The 18,484-nt window shown below is 74.8% G+C and carries 2 protein-coding genes and 1 pseudogene; all 3 read right to left on the reverse strand.

The window, feature by feature from the left end; all coding sequences use genetic code 11:
• Positions 1-25: 25 nt before the first annotated feature.
• Complete coding sequence (locus tag ACF09K_RS27340) at positions 26-799, reverse strand: thioesterase II family protein (RefSeq protein ID WP_392247623.1); 774 nt, start codon at positions 797-799, stop codon at positions 26-28.
• Between the two features lie 93 nt (positions 800-892).
• Positions 893-7,531 carry a type I polyketide synthase gene (locus tag ACF09K_RS27345; RefSeq protein ID WP_392247625.1) on the reverse strand — a complete coding sequence of 2,213 codons (6,639 nt, stop codon included), beginning with the start codon at positions 7,529-7,531 and terminating at the stop codon, positions 893-895.
• A 58-nt stretch (positions 7,532-7,589) separates the two neighbouring features.
• A pseudogene (locus ACF09K_RS27350) lies at positions 7,590-18,284 on the reverse strand (SDR family NAD(P)-dependent oxidoreductase); the annotation flags it as partial.
• Positions 18,285-18,484 lie beyond the last annotated feature (200 nt).

An 18,484-nucleotide genomic window follows, 5' to 3' on the forward strand; every position in this document is an offset into this window, starting at 1 on the left:
GCGGACCCGTGCCGGGGCGGGCCGTTCACACGGTCGTGGGCTGTCCCAGGAGCGTGCGGACCGCCTCCGCCACCGCCGGGAGGCGGGTGTCGAGGTAGAAGTGGCCGCCCTCGAAGGTGAGGAGTTCGCCCGGACGCGTGGAGTGGGCGAGCCAGCCGCGGGCGTCGTCGACCGGGACGACCGGGTCGTCGGTGCCGACCATGACGGTCAGCGGGACGTCGAGGGGCGGTCCCGGCAGCCAGCGGTAGCGGCTGAGGGCCGCGTAGTCGGCGCGGAGGGTGGGCAGCACCATCTCCAGCAGTTCGGGGTCGTCCAGGACCCGGCCGCCCGTGCCGCCCAGGCGGCGGATCTCGGCGATCAGGGCGGCGTCGCCCTCCAGCCGGTCGCTCGCCCGGGGCTCCAGGCTCGGCGCGCCGCGCCCGGAGAGGATCAGCCGCCGCGGGGTGGCCAGGTCGAACTCGGCGAGCACGCGGGCCGTCTCGTAGGCGACGACCGCGCCCATGCTGTGCCCGAAGAACGCGTACGGGCGCCGCGGGGCGCGGGCCAGTTCCTCGGCGACGGCCCGCGCCAGGTGGGTCAGGGAGGTCAGCGCGGGCTCCCGGCGGCGCTCCTGGCGTCCCGGGTACTGGACGGCCACCACGTCGATGTCGGGCGCCAGGGCCCGGGTCAGGCCCAGGTAGGCGCTGGCCGCGCCGCCCGCGTGCGGGAAACAGACGAGCTGGAGCCGGCCGCTCTCGCCGTCCCCGTCGCCCTCGGCGCCTGCGAACCGGCGCAGCCAGCGGCTCTCCACTACGGACATGTCGGATCCAATCCAGCGGCCGCCGCGCCCCGCCCGGCGGTGCGGTGCGGGGCGCGGCGGCCGCTTGTCGTCGCGAACGGCTGGGGGAAGTGGTCAGGTGCGGGCGGAGAGGTGCGCGGCCGCGTCCGCCGGCGGGAGGAAACCGGCCTCCGTGAAGAAGTCGACGTACCGCCGGAACAGGTCGACCGTCATCTTCGGGCACTCGATCCCGGTGTCCGCCAGCGCGCGTTCGGCCACGCTCGTGTCGACCGGCGGGTAGAAGGTCCCGTCGCCCCTCGCCATCATCTCGAAGGCCTCCAGCAGCGGGAGCATCACGTTGTCGGGGTCGGACCGCACCAGGGCGCTCCAGGAGGCCGGGTCGAGTTCCTCCAGGCGGTGGCCCCGCGCCCTCAGTTCGGTGACGAACTCGGCGAAGGTCATGTGACTCTGGTTGTAGAGGTGGAAGGTGCCCGGACGGACCCGCTCCGACAGCGACAGGGCGACCATCGCGGAGCTGACGTAGTCCACGGGCGTGAGCGGGACCGCGACGTCCAGGCCGGCCGGGACGGCGCCCGCCTGGATCAGCCCGCGCAGGCTCAGCCAGACGAAGTCGCGGGTCTGGCAGGCGCCGTTGACCTGGTCGCCCGAGACGACGTCCACGCGGTAGACGGAGACCGGCAGACCCCGGTCGCGGGCGATGCCGAGGACCTGCTCGGCGACCCACTTGCTGCGCAGGTAGCCGCTGGGCAGCGCCTCGGCGGGCCCGGTGGGGTCGTCCACCCGCAGCGGACGGCCCCCCGTCTCCTGGCCCGCGAAGACCCCGGTGGTGGACAGGTAGTGGACCGGGACGGTGCGGTGCCGCGCCGCGAGCCGCAGGACCTCCCGCGTGCCGCCCACGTTGGCCGCCTTCAGCGTGCCGAACGGGTGCAGCCAGTGCACCTGGGCGCCGCCGTGGTAGACGACGTCGACGGTGCGGGCGAGGGCGTCGAACTCCTCCTCGCCCAGGCCGAACCGGGGCTCGGCGAGGTCGCCGACGACCACCTCGATCCGGGCGGGGTCCACCTCGTCCCAGACGCGGTAGTACTCCAGGTTCTCGCGCAGCCGCCGCAGGCCGTCGGCCGCGTCGTCCGCGCGGACCAGGCAGTGCAGGGTGCCCCGGGTGGCGCGCGCCAGGTCGCGCAGCAGGAACGCGCCGAGGAAGCCGGTGGCGCCGGTCAGGAAGACGTGCGCCGGGTCGTCGGCCTGCCGTACGACCTCGGCGGCGGGCCGGATCTCCTCGTCCAGGCGGATCTCCGCCGCGTAGTCCTCACCCGGGTGGGCGGCCGCCGTGCCGTCGCCCGTGCCGTCCGCGCCGTCCGCGCCGTCCGTCAGGGCGTCCCGCAGGAACTCCGCCAGGGCGCGGGGGGTCGGGTGGTCGAAGACCAGGGTGCCGGGCAGGCGCAGGTCCAGTTCCGCGGCGAGGCGGTTGCGCAGTTCCACCGCGGTGAGGGAGTCGAACCCGAGCCCGGTGAAGGGTTGTTCGACGGCGAGGGACGACGGGTCGCCGTGGCCGAGGACCGCCGCCGTGGCGGTGAGCACCACCTCCAGGACGAGGGCGAGCCGTTCGCGTTCGCCGGCCGCGGCCAGGCGCCGCGCCAGACCGTCCGCCGTGCGTTCGGAGTTGGCGGCGGCGCGCCGCACCGGCCTGCGCACCAGGGAGGCGAACAGCGGCGGCACCTGCGCGGGGCGCTCCCGCATCGCGGCGAGGTCCAGCGGGGTGACGACGGGGGCGGGGTGGGGCAGGGCGAGCGCGAGGTCCAGCAGCCGGGGGCCCTGCTCCGGGGAGATGACGCCGAAGCCGGCGCGGGTGATGCGGGCGATGTCGGCCTCGTCGAGGTCGCCGGCGATGCCGGAGTCCTGGGCCCACAGCCCCCAGGCCACCGAGGTGGCGGGCAGGCCCCGGGCGGCGCGCAGGGCGGCGAGCCCGTCCAGGAAGGCGTTGGCCGCCGCGTAGTTGGACTGGCCGGCGCCGCCGATGACTCCCGCGACCGAGGAGAACAGCACGAAGGCCGACAGGTCCAGCCGCTCGGTCAGTTCGTGCAGGTGCCAGGCGGCGTCGGCCTTGGGCGCCAGTACGGCGTCGAGGCGCTCCGGGGTGAGGTCGGTGACCAGGCCGTCGTCGGTGACACCGGCCAGGTGCAGGACACCGGTCAGCGGGTGTCCGGCGGGCACGGCGTCCAGGACGGCGGCCAGGGCGGCACGGTCGGCGATGTCGGCGGCGACGACGGTCGCCGTGGCGCCCAGCGCGGCCAGTTCCGCCCGCAGGTCCTCGACGCCCGGCGCGGCGGGCCCCCGGCGGCTGACCAGGAGCAGGTGCCGCACCCCGTGCTCGCCCGCCAGGTGACGGGCGAAGAGCGCGCCGAGGCTGCCGGTGCCACCGGTGATCAGGACCGTGCCCTCCGGGTCCCAGCGGTGGACGCCGCCGCCCCCGGAGCGGGAGGCCCGGGCGGCCTCGGAGGCGCGGGGCGCGCGGGAGGCCTCGGGGGCACGGGGGGTGCGGAGCAGGCCCGGCAGCAGGACGCGGCCGTCGCGGATCGCGGCCTGGGCGGCACCGGAGGCGACCACCGCGGCCAGGGGGCCCGCGAGGGCGTCCGGATCGTCCGTGTCGGCGTCCACGAGGACGATCCGGCCCGGGGACTCCGACTGCGCCGAGCGCAGCAGACCCCAGTCCGCCGCGCCGGCCGGGTCGGGGAACTCCCCGTCCCCGGCGGCGACGGCGCCCCGGGTCACCACGACCAGCGGTACGGCGCCGGGCCGCTCGTCGGCCAGCCACCGCTGGGCCAGACCGAGGGTGGCGCGGGTGTGCGCGTGGACGGCGGCCGTGAAATCCGTGCCCCGCGGGTCGACGGCCGGCCGGAACACCACCACCGCGTCGGCCTCGCCGCGGCCGGCCCGCGCGGTCGCCCCGGCCAGGGTGAGGCGACCGGTCCCCTCGGGGGCGGGGGAAGCGGTCGGGCGGTCGAGGTCCTCGCCGACGACGGCGAGGGCCGGGGCGGTGAGGGGCACGGGCAGCGGCGTGGTCCGCCAGTGCACGCGGAACAACGCGTCGGCGTCCCGGGCCAGGGCGTCGCGCACCCGGTCGGCGTCCACGGGACGGCTGGTCACGGCACGGGCGAAGGCCACGGGCCGGCCGGAGCGGTCGGCGAGACGCAGGGCCACCGCGTCCGCGCCCACCGGGACGAGGTGGGCGCGCAGGGCCGTGGCACCGGTCGCGTACAGCTGGAAGCCGCTCCACTCGACGGCGAGCGTCCCGGCGTCCCGTCCCGCGTCTCCCGCGTGTTCCGCGTGCGAGCCGGTCGGCGCCGCGGCGTGCAGGGCCGCACGCAGCAGCGCCGGGTGCAGGCCGAAGTCGGCGGTCTCGCCGTGCAGCGCCTCGTCGAGGACGAGGTCGGCGAACACCTCGTCGCCGAGCCGCCAGCCGGCCGTGACGCCCCGGTCCGTGTCCGTGTCCGTGAGGGCGAGCGGGGCGGCCCCGGCGGGCGGCCACGCGGCCGGGGGCGCGAACGGCGCCCTGGCGGTGCCGTGGCCCAGCCGCCCCCGCGCGCACTCCGTCCACGGCAGGTCGCCGTCGTCGTCGGGGCGGGCGTACAGGGTGAAGGCCCGCGTCAGGTCCGCGTCCGGTTCCCCGACCGACAACTGGAGCTGGAGCCGGCCGTCCTGCGGCAGCGTCGGCGGGACGTCCAGCACCAGTGACTCCACGGCGCCCGTGCCGAGCTCGTCACCGGCGCGCACGAGGGCGTCCACCAGGGCCTCCGGCGGCAGCGCGGTCGCCCCGAGGAGGGGATACCGGGTCAGCCACGGGTGGCTGCGCACCGAGACGCGGCCGGTGAACAGCGCGCCCCGGCCGTCCGCCTGTTCCACCCGCGCGCCGAAGACCGGGTGTCCGGCCGGGCGGAGACCGAGAGCGGCGGCGTCCTCGGAGCCGGCGGCGGACTTGACCCAGTACCGCTCGTGCTGGAAGGCGTAGGTGGGCAGGGGCGACTCGACGCGACGGGCACCCGTACCGGCGAAGAAGGCCGGCCAGTCCACGCGCACGCCGTGGGTGTGCAGGGCGCCGACGGCCTGGACGAGGGTGTGGGTTTCGTGGTGGTCGCGGCGGAGGAGGGGGAGGGCGGTGGTGTCGTCGAGGGTGTCGCGGGTGAGGGCGGTGAGGACGGCGTCGGGGCCGATCTCGATGAAGGTGCCGGTTCCGGCTTGGTGGAGGGTGGTGAGGGCGTGGGTGAAGCGGACGGTGCCGCGGATCTGGTCGGTCCAGTACTGGGGGGTGGTGAGTTCGTCGGGGGTGGCGAGGCGTCCGGTGAGGGTGGAGACGAGGGGGATGCGGGGCTTGTCGTAGGTGATGGTGGCGGCGACTTCTCGGAACTGGTCGAGGATGTCGTCCATGTGGGGGGAGTGGAAGGCGTGGGAGACGGTGAGGAGTTTGACGCGGGTGCCCTTGGTGCGCCAGTTCTCGGTGATCTCGGTGACGGCGTCTTCGTCGCCGGAGATGACGGTGGCGCGGGGGCCGTTGAGGGCGGCGATGGAGACGCGGTGTTCGCCGTGGGGGAGGAGGGAGGCGCGGATGTCGTCTTCCGGGGCCTGGATGGCGGCCATGGCGCCGTCGTGGCGGGCGGCTTGCATGAGGCGGCCGCGGGCGGTGACCAGTCGTGCGGCGTCTTCGAGGGAGAAGACTCCGGCGATGTGTGCGGCGGCGAGTTCGCCGATGGAGTGGCCGGCGACGAAGTCGGGGGTGATGCCCCAGGAGTGGACGAGGCGGTAGAGGGCGACTTCGAGGGCGAAGAGGGCGGGTTGGGTGTACTCGGTGCGGTCCAGGCCTTCGCCGTCGGTGATGACGTCGTTGATCGGGCGGGGCAGGTGGGGGTCGAGTGCTGCGGCGGCCTCGTCGAAGGCGGCCGCGAACACCGGGAAGGCGGCGTGCAGTTGGCGGCCCATGCCGAGCCGCTGCGCCCCCTGACCCGTGAACAGGAAAGCGGTGGAACCTGGGCGGAGCGTCTGGACGGGCTGGTTGCCGGTGCCGTCCGCCAACGCCCTCACTGCAGACAGGAGTTCGGTGCGGTCGGTGCCCGTGACGACCGCGCGGTGGTCGAAGGCGGCGCGTTCGGTCGCCAGGGACAGGGCGACGTCCTGAGCGGCGAACGCGGGGTGGGTCTCCAGGTGGGTCAGCAGGCGTGCGGCCTGGTCACGGACCGCCCGCACGCTCTTGCCCGACAACACCCAGGGAACGACGGGGAGGGCGAACTCGGCCGGGTCGGCTTCCGCCCCGGTTTCCGGGGCGTCCTCGACGGGGGCCTGCTCGACGATGACGTGGGCGTTGGTACCGCTCACGCCGAAGGCGGAGACGCCCGCGCGGCGCGGCCGGCCGTCGACGACGGGCCACTCGCGTGCCTCGGTCAGGAGCTCGACCGCCCCGGCGTCCCAGTCGATGTGACGGGACGGCCGGTCCGCGTGCAGGGTCTTCGGCAGCACCCCGTGCCGCATGGCCTCGATCATCTTGATCACGCCGCCCACGCCGGCCGCGGCGACCGAGTGGCCGATGTTCGACTTGAGCGAGCCGAGGTACAGCGGGCGCCCGACGGGCCGGCCCTGACCGTACGTGGCCAGCAGCGCGTGGGCCTCGATGGGGTCGCCGAGGCGGGTGCCGGTGCCGTGGGCCTCGACGGCGTCCACGTCCGCGGGGGTCAGGCCGGCGTTGGCGAGGGCCTGCTTGATCACGCGTTCCTGGGAGGGGCCGTTCGGGGCGGTGAGGCCGTTGCTGGCGCCGTCCTGGTTGACGGCCGTGCCGCGGATCACGGCCAGGACGCGGTGGCCGTTCCTGCGCGCGTCGGAGAGTTTCTCGACGACGAGCATGCCGACGCCCTCGGACCAGCCGGTGCCGTCCGCGTCGTCGGAGAAGGACTTGCAGCGCCCGTCGGCGGACAGGCCGCGCTGGCGGGAGAAGTCCACGAAGCCGCTCGGGGAGCCGGAGACGGTGACACCGCCCGCGAGGGCGAGCGTGGACTCGCCCGAGCGCAGCGACTGCACCGCCATGTGCAGGGCCACCAGCGAGGAGGAGCACGCCGTGTCCACGGAGACGGCCGGTCCCTCCAGGCCGAAGGTGTAGGCGATCCGGCCGGAGGCCACACTGGAGAGCTTGCTCGTCATGAGGTAGCCCTCGAGCTCCTCGGGGCCCTCGCGGTCGAGGTAGCTCTGTTCCACGAGGCCGGCGAACACGCCGGTGCGGCTGCCCCTGAGGGCGGCCGGGTCGAGGCCCGCGCTCTCCAGCGACTCCCACGCCGTCTCCAGCAGTACGCGCTGCTGCGGGTCCATGCCCAGGGCCTCGCGCGGTGAGATGCCGAAGAAGGCCGCGTCGAACTCGGCGGCCCCGTCCAGGAACCCGCCCTCCCGGGTGTACGACTTGCCCGCCCTGCCGGGCTCGGGGTCGTACAGGCCCTCGACGTCCCAGCCGCGGTCGGTGGGCCACGGGGTGATGCCGTCCACCCCGTCGGCGACGAGCCGCCACAGCCCGGCGGGCGAGGTCACCCCGCCCGGGTAGCGGCACGCCATGCCGATGACGGCGACGGGCTCGTCCTGGCCGTTCTCCAGCTCGGTGATGCGCTGCTTGGCCTTGTGCAGGTCGGCGGTCACCCATTTCAGGTACTCGACCAGCTTCTCCTCGTTGGTCTGTCCCTTGGCGGCGGGGGTCTGCCGGGCCCGGTCGTTGGACTCAGTGGCCATGCTGGTTCGTCTCTCCTCAGTCCGGGCGGGGGCGCCGGTGGGGCGCCCCCGCCGAAGTTCAGTGCGCAGAACGGCCGAGCTGGGTGTCGATGAAGGCGAAGAGGTCGTCCGCCGTGGCGGCCTCGAGGGACTCGGTCACGTCCGCCGCGTCGTCCTCGGGCGCCTCCGGCGTCGTGATCCGGGCCAGCAGCGCCTTCAGCCGGGCGGTGACCGCGGAGCGGGTCTCCTCGTCGCCGGGGGCGTCCGCGCCGAGCAGGGCCGCCTCCAGGCGGTCCAGCTCCGCCAGGGCGGGGGCGCCGCCCGGTGCGTCGCCCACGTCCAGCCGGCCCAGCAGGTGCGCTGCGAGCGCCTCGGGGTTCGGGTGGTCGAAGACCAGCGTGCTCGGCAGCCGCAGACCGGTGGCGGCCGTCAGCCGGTTGCGCAGGTCGACGGCGGTCAGCGAGTCGAAGCCGAGGTCCTGGAAGGCCCGGTGGGCGGCGACCTGGTGGGCTCCGGCGTGGCCGAGCGCCGCCGCGATCTCGTCGCGCACCAGGTCGAGCACGGCCTGCTCGCGTTCCTCGGCGGGCAGGGCGGCCAGCCGCTGCTCCAGGGTGACCCCGCCGCCGGCGCCGCTCGCGGCGTCCGCGCCGTGCGCGGCGCCCCGGCGGCCCGGCGCGGGCACCAGGTCGCGCAGTGCGGCCGGCACCCGGCCGTGCGCCCGCAGGGCCGCGAGGTCCAGCGGCAGGGCCACCAGGTGGGCCGCGTCCTCCGCGAGCGCCGCGTCGAACAGGGCGAGGCCCTCCTGCACGGGGATGAGCCGGAAGCCCTCCCTGGTGTAGCGCTGGTGGCCCGCCTCGCCGAGAGCGGCGTTGATGCCGCCGTCGATCTCCTCGGGGTCCCACAGGCCCCAGCCGATCGCGGTGGCCGCGAGGCCCTGTGCGGCGCGCCGCGCGGCCAGGGCGTCGACGAACGCGTTGGCGGCCGCGTAGTTGGCCTGGCCCGGCCCGCCGAGGGCGCCCACGCTCGACGAGAACAGGACGAAGGCGGACAGGTCGCGGTCCCGCGTCAGTTCGTGCAGGTGCCAGGCCGCGTCGGCCTTGGCCGCGAGGACCCCGGTCAGGCCCGGCGCGTCCAGGTCGGCGATCAGCGCGTTGTCGAGGACGCCCGCGGTGTGGACGACCGCGGTGAGGGGGTGCTCGGCGGGGACGCCGTCCAGGACGGCCGCGAGCGCGGCACGGTCCCCGGCGTCGCAGGCGGTGACGGTGACCGTGGCACCCGCCCCCGTCAGCTCCGCGACCAGGGCCTCGGCGCCCGGGGCGGCGGAGCCCTCCCGGCTGAGCAGCAGCAGGTGCCGCACGCCGTGCCCGGCCACCAGGCGGCGGGCCACCAGGGCGCCCAGGGCCCCGGTGCCGCCGGTGATCAGCACGGTTCCCTCGGACTTCTCCGTGTCCTCCGTTCCCTCAGCGCCTTCCGCGCCTTCCGCTCCTTCGGTCCCTCCCGTCTTCTCGGGGGACCGGTCGAAGCCGGGGAGGGAGGGGGCGGCCGTGGCGGAGTCGGCGGGGCCGGTGCGGCGCAGGCGCGGCACGCGGATCGCGGCGTCGCGTACGGCGGCCTCCGGCTCGCCGGCGGCGACGACCGCCGACAGCAGCGCGGCCGGCTCGGACGGCGTGGTCGACTCGGACGGATCGGGCGACTCGCCCTCGCCGGCCGCAGGCCGCTCCAGGTCGACGAGGAAGATCCGGCCCGGCGCCTCGGCCTGCGCGGAGCGCAGGAGGCCCCGGACCCCGGCACCGGCCAGGTCGGCGACCTCCTCGGCGCCGACGGCGACGGCACCGCGGGTGACCACGGCCAGCGGGACGTCCACGAGACGCTCGTCGGCCAGGTACTCCTGGACCAGGGCGAGGGCGTCACGGGTGCGCCGGTGCAGGGCGTCGACCACGTCGGCGCCGGACCCGTCGTGCGCCCCCACGCACAAGGCGTCGACGGGGGCGCCCGCCGCGATGGCCTCGGCCGCTTCGGCGAGGGTCGAGTAGGTGATTCCGGTGCCGGTGCCCGTGCCGGCTTCGGTACCGGTGCCGGTGCCGTCGGCCGGGCTCAGGTCGGCCCAGCGCAGGGAGACCTCGGCGGCCGACAGTTCGACGGTGCCCCACTCGGTGCGGTACAGGGGCAGGGCCGTCCGGCCGGCGGCGGTGAAACGGTCGTACGGCACGTCCTGGAAGACCAGCCGGCCGACCGTGAGGACCGGCTCGCCGGCGGCGTCGGTGAGCCGGACGGCCACGGTGCGCTCGTCGACGGACCGCCACTGGACACGGACGGTCGTGGCGCCACTCGCGTGCAGCCGCACGTCGTGCCATGCGGCGGGGACGAGGACGGTGCCCGGACGGGCCGGGGCGACGGCGCCGGCCTCCTCCGCCGCGCGGAGAGCCGCCTCCAGCAGCCCCGGGTGCAGTCCGTGGCGGACGGCGTCCGGCAGCAGTTCGTCGGCGAGCGTCACCTCCGTACCGCCGTCGTCGCCTCCACCGTCGCCATCGCCGCCGCCGACGGGAGGCGCCGGCCGGGCGGCGGCGGACAGGCCGCCGTCCGCGTACGCGGTCCAGGGGGCGCCGTCGTCGGCCGGCCGGGCGTACAGGGTGAAGGCACGCAGGCCCGCGTCGTCGGGGTCGGAGACGGCGAGCTGGATCTCCGTCGAGGTCAGCGCCGAGAGCACGAGCGGGGTGTGCACGGTGAGGGTGTCGAGCGTGCCGAGACCCACCTCGTCACCGGCGCGCACGACGAGGTCCACGAGCGCGGCGGCGGGCAGGACGGGGGTGTCCAGGACGGCGTGCGCCTCCAGCCACGGATGCGTCCCGGCCGAGACCCGGCCGTTGAACAGCACCCCGCCGTTCCCCGCCAGTTCGACCTTCGCGGTGAGCAGCGGATGACCGAGCGAACCACCTCCGCGCGCCTCGTCGCCCGCGGTGGCGTCCTTGCGCTCCATCCAGTGGCGTTCGCGCTGGAAGGGGTAGGTGGGCAGGGGGGTGGGGGTGGTGGTCCGGGTGCCGAGGAGGGCGGACCAGTCGACCGGTACGCCGGCGGTGAAGGCCTGGGCGACTCCGGTGATGAGGGTGTGGGTTTCGTGGTGGTCGCGGCGGAGGAGGGGGAGGGCGGTGGTGTCGTCGAGGGTGTCGCGGGTGAGGGCGGTGAGGACGGCGTCGGGGCCGATCTCGATGAAGGTGCCGGTTCCGGCTTGGTGGAGGGTGGTGAGGGCGTGGGTGAAGCGGACGGTGCCGCGGATCTGGTCGGTCCAGTACTGGGGGGTGGTGAGTTCGTTGGGGGTGGCGAGGCGTCCGGTGAGGGTGGAGACGAGGGGGATGCGGGGTTGGTGGTAGGTGATGGTGGCGGCGACCTGCCGGAACTGGTCGAGGATGTCGTCCATGTGGGGGGAGTGGAAGGCGTGGGAGACGGTGAGGAGTTTGACGCGGGTGCCCTTGGCCCGCCAGTTCTCGGTGATCTCGGTGACGGCGTCTTCGTCGCCGGAGATGACGGTGGCGCGGGGTCCGTTGAGGGCGGCGATGGAGACGCGGTGTTCGCCGTGGGGGAGGAGGGAGGTGCGGATGTCGTCTTCCGGGGCCTGGATGGCGGCCATGGCGCCGTCGTGGCGGGCGGCCTGCATGAGGCGGCCGCGGGCGGTGACCAGTCGTGCGGCGTCTTCGAGGGAGAAGACTCCGGCGATGTGTGCGGCGGCGAGTTCGCCGATGGAGTGGCCGGCGACGAAGTCGGGGGTGATGCCCCAGGAGTGGACGAGGCGGTAGAGGGCGACTTCGAGGGCGAAGAGGGCGGGTTGGGTGTACTCGGTGCGGTCCAGGCCTTCGCCGTCGGTGATGACGTCGTTGATCGGGCGGGGCAGGTGGGGGTCGAGTGCTGCGGCGGCCTCGTCGAAGGCGGCCGCGAACACCGGGAACGTGGCGTGCAGTTGGCGGCCCATGCCGAGCCGCTGCGCCCCCTGACCCGTGAACAGGAAAGCGGTGGAACCTGGGCGGAGCGTCTGGACGGGCTGGTTGCCGGTGCCGTCCGCCAACGCCTTTACGGCGTCGAGGAGTTCGGTGCGGTCGGTGCCCGTGACGACCGCGCGGTGGTCGAAGGCGGCGCGTTCGGTCGCCAGGGACAGGGCGACGTCCTGCGCGGCGAGTGCGGGGTGGGTCTCCAGGTGGGTGAGCAGGCGTGCGGCCTGGTCGCGGACCGCCTGCACGCTCTTGCCCGACAACACCCAGGGGATCAATGGCAGTTCGTTGCGTTCGGTGGTGTCCTGCTGTGCGGGGGCGGCCGGGGGTTCCTCGATGACGACGTGGGCGTTGGTGCCGCTGATGCCGAAGGAGGAGATGCCCGCGCGGCGCGGCCGGCCGTCGGTGGCGGGCCACTCGCGTGCTTCGGTGAGGAGTTCGACGGCGCCGGCGTCCCAGTCGACGTGGCTGGAGGGTGTGTCGGCGTGCAGGGTCCGGGGGAGGGTGCCGTGCCGCATGGCCTCGATCATCTTGATGACGCCGCCGACACCGGCGGCCGCCTGCGAGTGGCCGATGTTCGACTTGAGCGAGCCCAGATACAAGGGCTTGTCCGTGGGCCGGTCGCGGCCGTAGGTGGCGAGGAGGGCCTGGGCCTCGATGGGGTCGCCGAGGCGGGTGCCGGTGCCGTGGGCCTCGACGGCGTCCACGTCCGCGGGGGTCAGGCCGGCGTTGGCGAGGGCCTGCTTGATGACGCGTTCCTGGGAGGGGCCGTTGGGGGCGGTGAGGCCGTTGCTGGCGCCGTCCTGGTTGACGGCGGTGCCGCGGATCACGGCGAGGACCTGGTGGCCGTTCCTGCGGGCGTCGGACAACCGCTCCACCAGCAGCAGGCCGACGCCCTCGGACCAGCCGGTGCCGTCGGCGTCGTCGGAGAAGGGCTTGCAGCGGCCGTCGGGGGACAGGCCCCGCTGGCGGGAGAACTCCACGAACGTGGCGGGCGTCGCCATCACCGTGGCACCGCCCGCGAGCGCGAGGTCGCACTCGCCGCTGCGCAGCGCGCCCGCGGCCATGTGCAGGGCCACCAGTGAGGAGGAGCACGCCGTGTCGACCGTGATCGCCGGACCTTCGAGACCGAAGGTGTACGACAGCCGGCCGGAGGCGACACTGCCCGCGCTGCCCGCGGCGAGGTAGCCCTCCAGCTCCTCCGGGACGGTCCCGGTGGCGGTGGCGTAGTCGTGGTACATCACGCCGGTGAAGACACCGGTGCGGCTGCCGCGCAGGGTGGCCGGGACGATGCCCGCGTTCTCGAAGGTCTCCCAGGCGGTCTCCAGCAGCAGGCGCTGCTGCGGGTCGGTCGCGGTCGCCTCGCGCGGCGACATGCCGAAGAACTCGCGGTCGAACAGGTCGGCGTCGTGCAGGAACCCGCCCTCACGGACGTACGACGTCCCGTACTGCTCCGGGTCCGGGTCGTAGAGCTTCTCGATGTCCCAGCCCCGGTTGGAGGGGAACTCGCTGACGGCGTCCACCCCGTTCGCCACCAGGCGCCACAGGTCCTCCGGGGAGGACACACCGCCGGGGTAGTGGCAGGCCATGCCGACGATCGCGATCGGCTCCACGGAGGCGGAGTCCGCGGTGACGGCGACGGCCCCGGACTCCTCCTCGCCGAACAGTTCGGAGGCCAGGTGCGCGGCGAGGGCGGCGGGGCTGGGGTGGTCGAAGATCAGCGTGCTCGGCAGTCGCAGTCCGGTCGTGCTGTTGAGCTGGTTGCGCAGTTCGACGGCGGTGAGCGAGTCGAAGCCGAGTTCCTGGAAGGCGCGGTGGGCGTCGACGGCGCCGGCGCCGGTGTGTCCGAGGACCGCGGCGACCTGGGCGCGCACGAGGTCGACGAGGGCCTGCTCGCGCTCTTCCCGGGACAGGGCGCCCAGGCGTTCGGCCAGCGAGGCGGCGGCGTCGCTCCGCGCGTCGTCGGCGCGTCGCGGGCCGGCCGGGACCAGCGCGCGCAGGAGCGGGGTGGGTGCCTGGGGCTGCGCGCGCAGGGCCGCGGTGTCGATGCGGCTGACGGCGAGGACCGGTTCCGTGCCCGCCACGGCGGCGTCGAACAGCGCCATCGCCTCGTCCGTGGCCAACGGCAGCAGTCCCAGGCGCTTGATGCGCTGGAGGTCGGCGTCGCCGAGCTCGCCGCTGAGGGTGCTGGTCTGGTTCCACAGGCCCCAGGCGAGGGAGGTGCCGGGCAGTCCGAGGGCCGTGCGGTACTGGGCGAGGGCGTCGAGGTAGGTGTTGGCGGCGGCGTAGTTGGCCTGGCCGGCGTTGCCGATCAGACCCGCGATCGAGGAGTAGAGGACGAAGGCGTCGAGGTCCAGGTCCCGCGTCAGCTCGTGCAGGTGCCGTGCCGCGTCCGCCTTCGCCGCCAGTACGGCGTCCAGGCGCTCGGGGGTCAGGTCGGTGAGGACGGTGTCGTCCAGGATTCCGGCCGTGTGGACCACGGCCCGCAGGGGCCGGTCGGCCGGGATCCGGGCCAGGACGTCCGCCAGGGAGTCCTTGTCGGAGACGTCGCAGGCGGCGAGGGTGGCCTCGGCGCCCAGGGCGCGCAGTTCGTCCTGGAGGTCGGTGGCGCCGGGGGCGTCCGGGCCGCGTCGGGAGACCAGGAGGAGATGGCGTGCTCCGTGGGTGGTGACCAGGTGGCGGGCCAGGACCGTGCCCAGGGTGCCGGTGGCGCCCGTGACGAGGACCGTGCCCTCGTCCCAGCGCACCTCGCGTGGGTCGGGTCCGGTGGTGGCCCGGCTCAGGCGGGGCACGTGGGCCGTTCCGGCGCGTACCGCCAGCTGGGGTTCGCCGGTGGCGAGGATCAGGGCGGTGTCCACGTCGGCGTCCGGTTCGACGTCGGCCAGGACGATGCGGCCGGGGTGCTCGGTCTGGGCCACCCGTACCAGTCCGGTGACGCCGGACGCCGGGAGGTCGGCGATCTCCTCGCCGTCCAGGGCGACGGCGCCGCGGGTCACCACGACCAGCGTGCGGTCCGCCCTGCTCTCGTCGGCCAGGAACTCCTGGATCGCGTGCAGGGTCTCGTGCAGCACCTCGGGCGCGGAGCGTCCGTTCGACGCCGCCTCCACCACCTCGGCCCTGCTCTCGGCCGTACGGCCCTGGGACACGGGCTTCCAGCGGACGGCGAACAGTCCGTCCGGGCCGTTCGGGGCGGCCGCCGCGCGCAGTGCCTCCGCCGACAGCGGGCGCAGGGTCAGGCCCTCGACGGTCGCCACCGGGGCGCCGGTCCCGTCCGCCACCGTCAGGGCGACGGTGTCGGAAGCGCCCGGGGAGAAGCGCACCCGGACCGTCCCGGCGCCCACCGCGTGGATCGTGACGCCCTCCCATCCGAAGGGCACGAGGGCCTCCCGGTCCGGGTCCACCACGCCGGGCAGCAGAGCGTGCAGGGCGGCGTCCAGCAGGGCGGGGTGCAGCAGGTACTGTCCCGCCTCGGCCTCCTGGCCTTCCGGCAGGACGACCTCGGCGAAGATCTCGCCCTCGCCCTCGCCCCGCCAGGCCCGCCGCAGGCCCTGGAACACGGGACCGTAGGAATAACCGAGCTCCTCCAGACGCGCGTAGGCGCCCTCCAGCGACACCTCCCGCGCACCCGCCGGAGGCCACACCGACAACGCCTCACCCGCCGACGCGTCCGGCGCGTCCGACGGGACCAGCCGGCCCCGGGCGTGCAGCGTCCACGACCCCGCACCGGCCTCACCGGCATCGCCGGCGTCGCCGTCCGGCTCGGGCCGTCCGTACACCTCCACCCCACGCCGTCCGGCGGCATCGGCCTCACCGACGACCACCTGCACCTGCGTCCCGCCCCGCGCCGGCAGCACCAGCGGCGCCGACAGGGTCAGGTCCTCCACACGGGGGGCGCCGACCTGGTCGCCCGCGCGGGCGCAGAGTTCGACGAACGCGGTGCCGGGCAGCAAGGTGGCGCCGAGGACCACGTGGTCGGCCAGCCAGGGGTGGGTGCGCAGCGAGACGCGGCTGGTCAGCACGTACTCGTCCCGCGTGGCCAGACCCAGCGAGGCGCCCAGGATGGGGTGCCCGACCGCCTTCAGCCCCAGTCCCTCCGCGTCGGCGGGGGCGTCGACGGGGTCGAGCCAGTGGCGTTCGCGCTGGAAGGCGTAGGTGGGCAGGGGGGTGGGGGTGGTGGTCCGGGTGCCGAGGAGGGCGGACCAGTCGACCGGTACGCCGGCGGTGAAGGCCTGGGCGACTCCGGTGATGAGGGTGTGGGTTTCGTCGTGGTCGCGGCGGAGGAGGGGGAGGGCGGTGGTGTCGTCGAGGGTGTCGCGGGTGAGGGCGGTGAGGACGGCGTCGGGGCCGATCTCGACGAAGGTGCCGGCTCCGGCTTCGCGCAGGGTGGTGAGGGCGTGGGTGAAGCGGACGGTGCCGCGGATCTGGTCGGTCCAGTACTGGGGGGTGGTGAGTTCGTCGGGGGTGGCGATACGTCCCGTCAGGGTCGACACCAGGGGGATGCGGGGCTTGTCGTAGGTGACGGTGGCGGCGACTTCCCGGAACTGGTCGAGGATGTCGTCCATGTGCGGGGAGTGGAAGGCGTGCGAGACGGTCAGCCGCACGGCCTTGCGGCCGTGCTCGCGCCACCGCGCCACCTGCCGCTCGACCGCCTCCGCGTCACCGGAGACCACCGTCGACAGCGGTGCGTTCACCGCCGCCACCGCGACCACCCCCGGTTCCTCCGCGAGCGCCGCTTCGACCTCCTCCTGCGAGGCCTGGACGGCGGCCATGGCGCCGTCTTCGCGGGCGGCCTGCATGAGGCGGCCGCGGGCGGTGACCAGTCGTGCGGCGTCTTCGAGGGAGAAGACTCCGGCGACGTGTGCGGCGGCGAGTTCGCCGATGGAGTGGCCGGCGACGAAGTCCGGGGTGATGCCCCAGGAACGCACCAGCCGGTAGAGGGCGACTTCGAGGGCGAAGAGGGCGGGTTGGGTGTACTCGGTGCGGTCCAGGCCTTCGCCGTCGGTGATGACGTCGCTGATCGGGCGGGGCAGGTGGGGGTCGAGTGCTGCGGCGGCCTCGTCGAAGGCGGCTGCGAACACCGGGAACGTGGCGTGCAGTTGGCGGCCCATGCCGAGCCGCTGCGCCCCCTGGCCCGTGAACAGGAACGCCGTTCCGCCGGAGCCGCGTACGCGTGACGGCTCCGCGCCGCCGCCTTCTGCCAACGCCCGTACGGCGTCGAGGAGTTCGGTGCGGTCGGTGCCCGTGACGACCGCGCGGTGGTCGAAGGCGGCGCGTTCGGTCGCCAGGGACAGGGCGACGTCCTGCGCGGCGAGTGCGGGGTGGGTCTCCAGGTGGGTGAGCAGGCGTGCGGCCTGGTCGCGGACCGCCTGCACGCTCTTGCCCGACAACACCCAGGGGATCAAGGGCAGTTCGTTGCGTTCGGTGGTGTCCTGCTGCGCGGGGGCGGCCGGGGGTTCCTCGATGACGACGTGGGCGTTCGTGCCACCGAAGCCGAAGGAGGAGATGCCCGCGCGGCGCGGCCGGTCGTCGGCCGCCGGCCACTCGCGTGCCTCGGTCAGCAGTTCCACCGCGCCGGCGTCCCAGTCGACGTGGCTGGACGGTTGCCCCACGTGCAGCGTCCGCGGCAGCGTCCCGTGCCGCATGGCCTCGATCATCTTGATGACGCCGCCGACACCGGCGGCCGCCTGCGAGTGGCCGATGTTCGACTTGAGCGAGCCGAGGTACAGCGGGCGCCCGGCCGGCCGGCCCTGACCGTACGTGGCCAGCAGCGCCTGCGCCTCGATGGGGTCGCCGAGGCGGGTGCCGGTGCCGTGGGCCTCCACGGCGTCCACGTCGGCCGTGCCCAGACCGGCGTTCGCCAGCGCGGCGAGGATGACGCGTTCCTGGGAGGGGCCGTTCGGGGCGGTGAGGCCGTTGCTGGCGCCGTCCTGGTTGACGGCCGTGCCGCGGATCAGGGCCAGGACGCGGTGACCGTTCCTGCGGGCGTCGGAGAGGCGTTCCACCAGCAGCAGGCCGACGCCCTCGGACCAGCCGGTGCCGTCCGCGTCCTCGGAGAAGGACCGGCAGCGGCCGTCGGTGGACAGGCCGCGCAGCCGGGAGAACTCCACGAACGCCGTCGGCGTCGACATGACGGCGACGCCGCCCGCGAGCGCGAGGTCGCACTCGCCGTTGCGCAGCGCGCCCGCGGCCATGTGCAGGGCGACGAGGGAGGAGGAGCAGGCCGTGTCGACCGTGACGGCCGGTCCCTCCAGACCGAAGGTGTACGCCATCCGGCCCGACGCGATGGAGCCCGCGCTGCCGCTGAAGAGATAGCCTTCGTTGCCCTCGGCGGGCAGGTTGGGGCGGGACCCGTAGTCGTTGTACATCGCCCCGGTGAACACGCCGGTGCGGCTGCCGCGCAGGGTGGCCGGCAGGATGCCCGCGTTCTCGAAGGTCTCCCAGGCGGTCTCCAGCAGCAGGCGCTGCTGCGGGTCGATGGCGAGCGCCTCGCGCGGTGACATGCCGAAGAACTCGCGGTCGAACAGGTCCGCGTCGTGCAGGAACCCGCCCTCGCGGACGTACGACGTGCCCGGCCGGTCGGGGTCCGGGTCGTACAGCTTCTCGATGTCCCAGCCCCGGTTGGAGGGGAACTCGCTGACGGCGTCGACGCCGTTCGCCACCAGGTCCCACAGGTCCTCGGGGGAGGACACACCGCCGGGGTAGCGGCAGGCCATGCCGACGATCGCGATCGGCTCCTGCGCCTTGTCCTCGGCCTCGCGCAGCTGCCTGCGCGCGTCGCGCGCGTCGGCGATCGCCTTCTTGAGGTATTCGCGGAGTTCCTGCTCGTTCGCCACTGATCTCAGCTCCCCGTCGTCATGTGGCTCGTGATGTGGTCCGTGATGTGGCCCGTGCTCGGTCCGGTGGTCCGTGCTCGGTCCGGTGGGGCGTGCTCGGTCCGGCGGTGTGCGCGGCGGTGACCCGCCGGTGTGGGCGACCGCCCCGGCGCCGCCCCGGA

This window comes from Streptomyces sp. NPDC014882, assembly GCF_043081325.1.
Lineage (GTDB): Bacteria > Actinomycetota > Actinomycetes > Streptomycetales > Streptomycetaceae > Streptomyces.

Bases quoted from the DNA above. Each gene is read 5' to 3' on its own strand.
- ACF09K_RS27340 (WP_392247623.1), bottom strand. From the start codon at position 799: ATGTCCGTAGTGGAGAGCCGCTGGCTGCGCCGGTTCGCAGGCGCCGAG.
- ACF09K_RS27345 (WP_392247625.1), bottom strand. From the start codon at position 7,531: ATGGCCACTGAGTCCAACGACCGGGCCCGGCAGACCCCCGCCGCCAAG.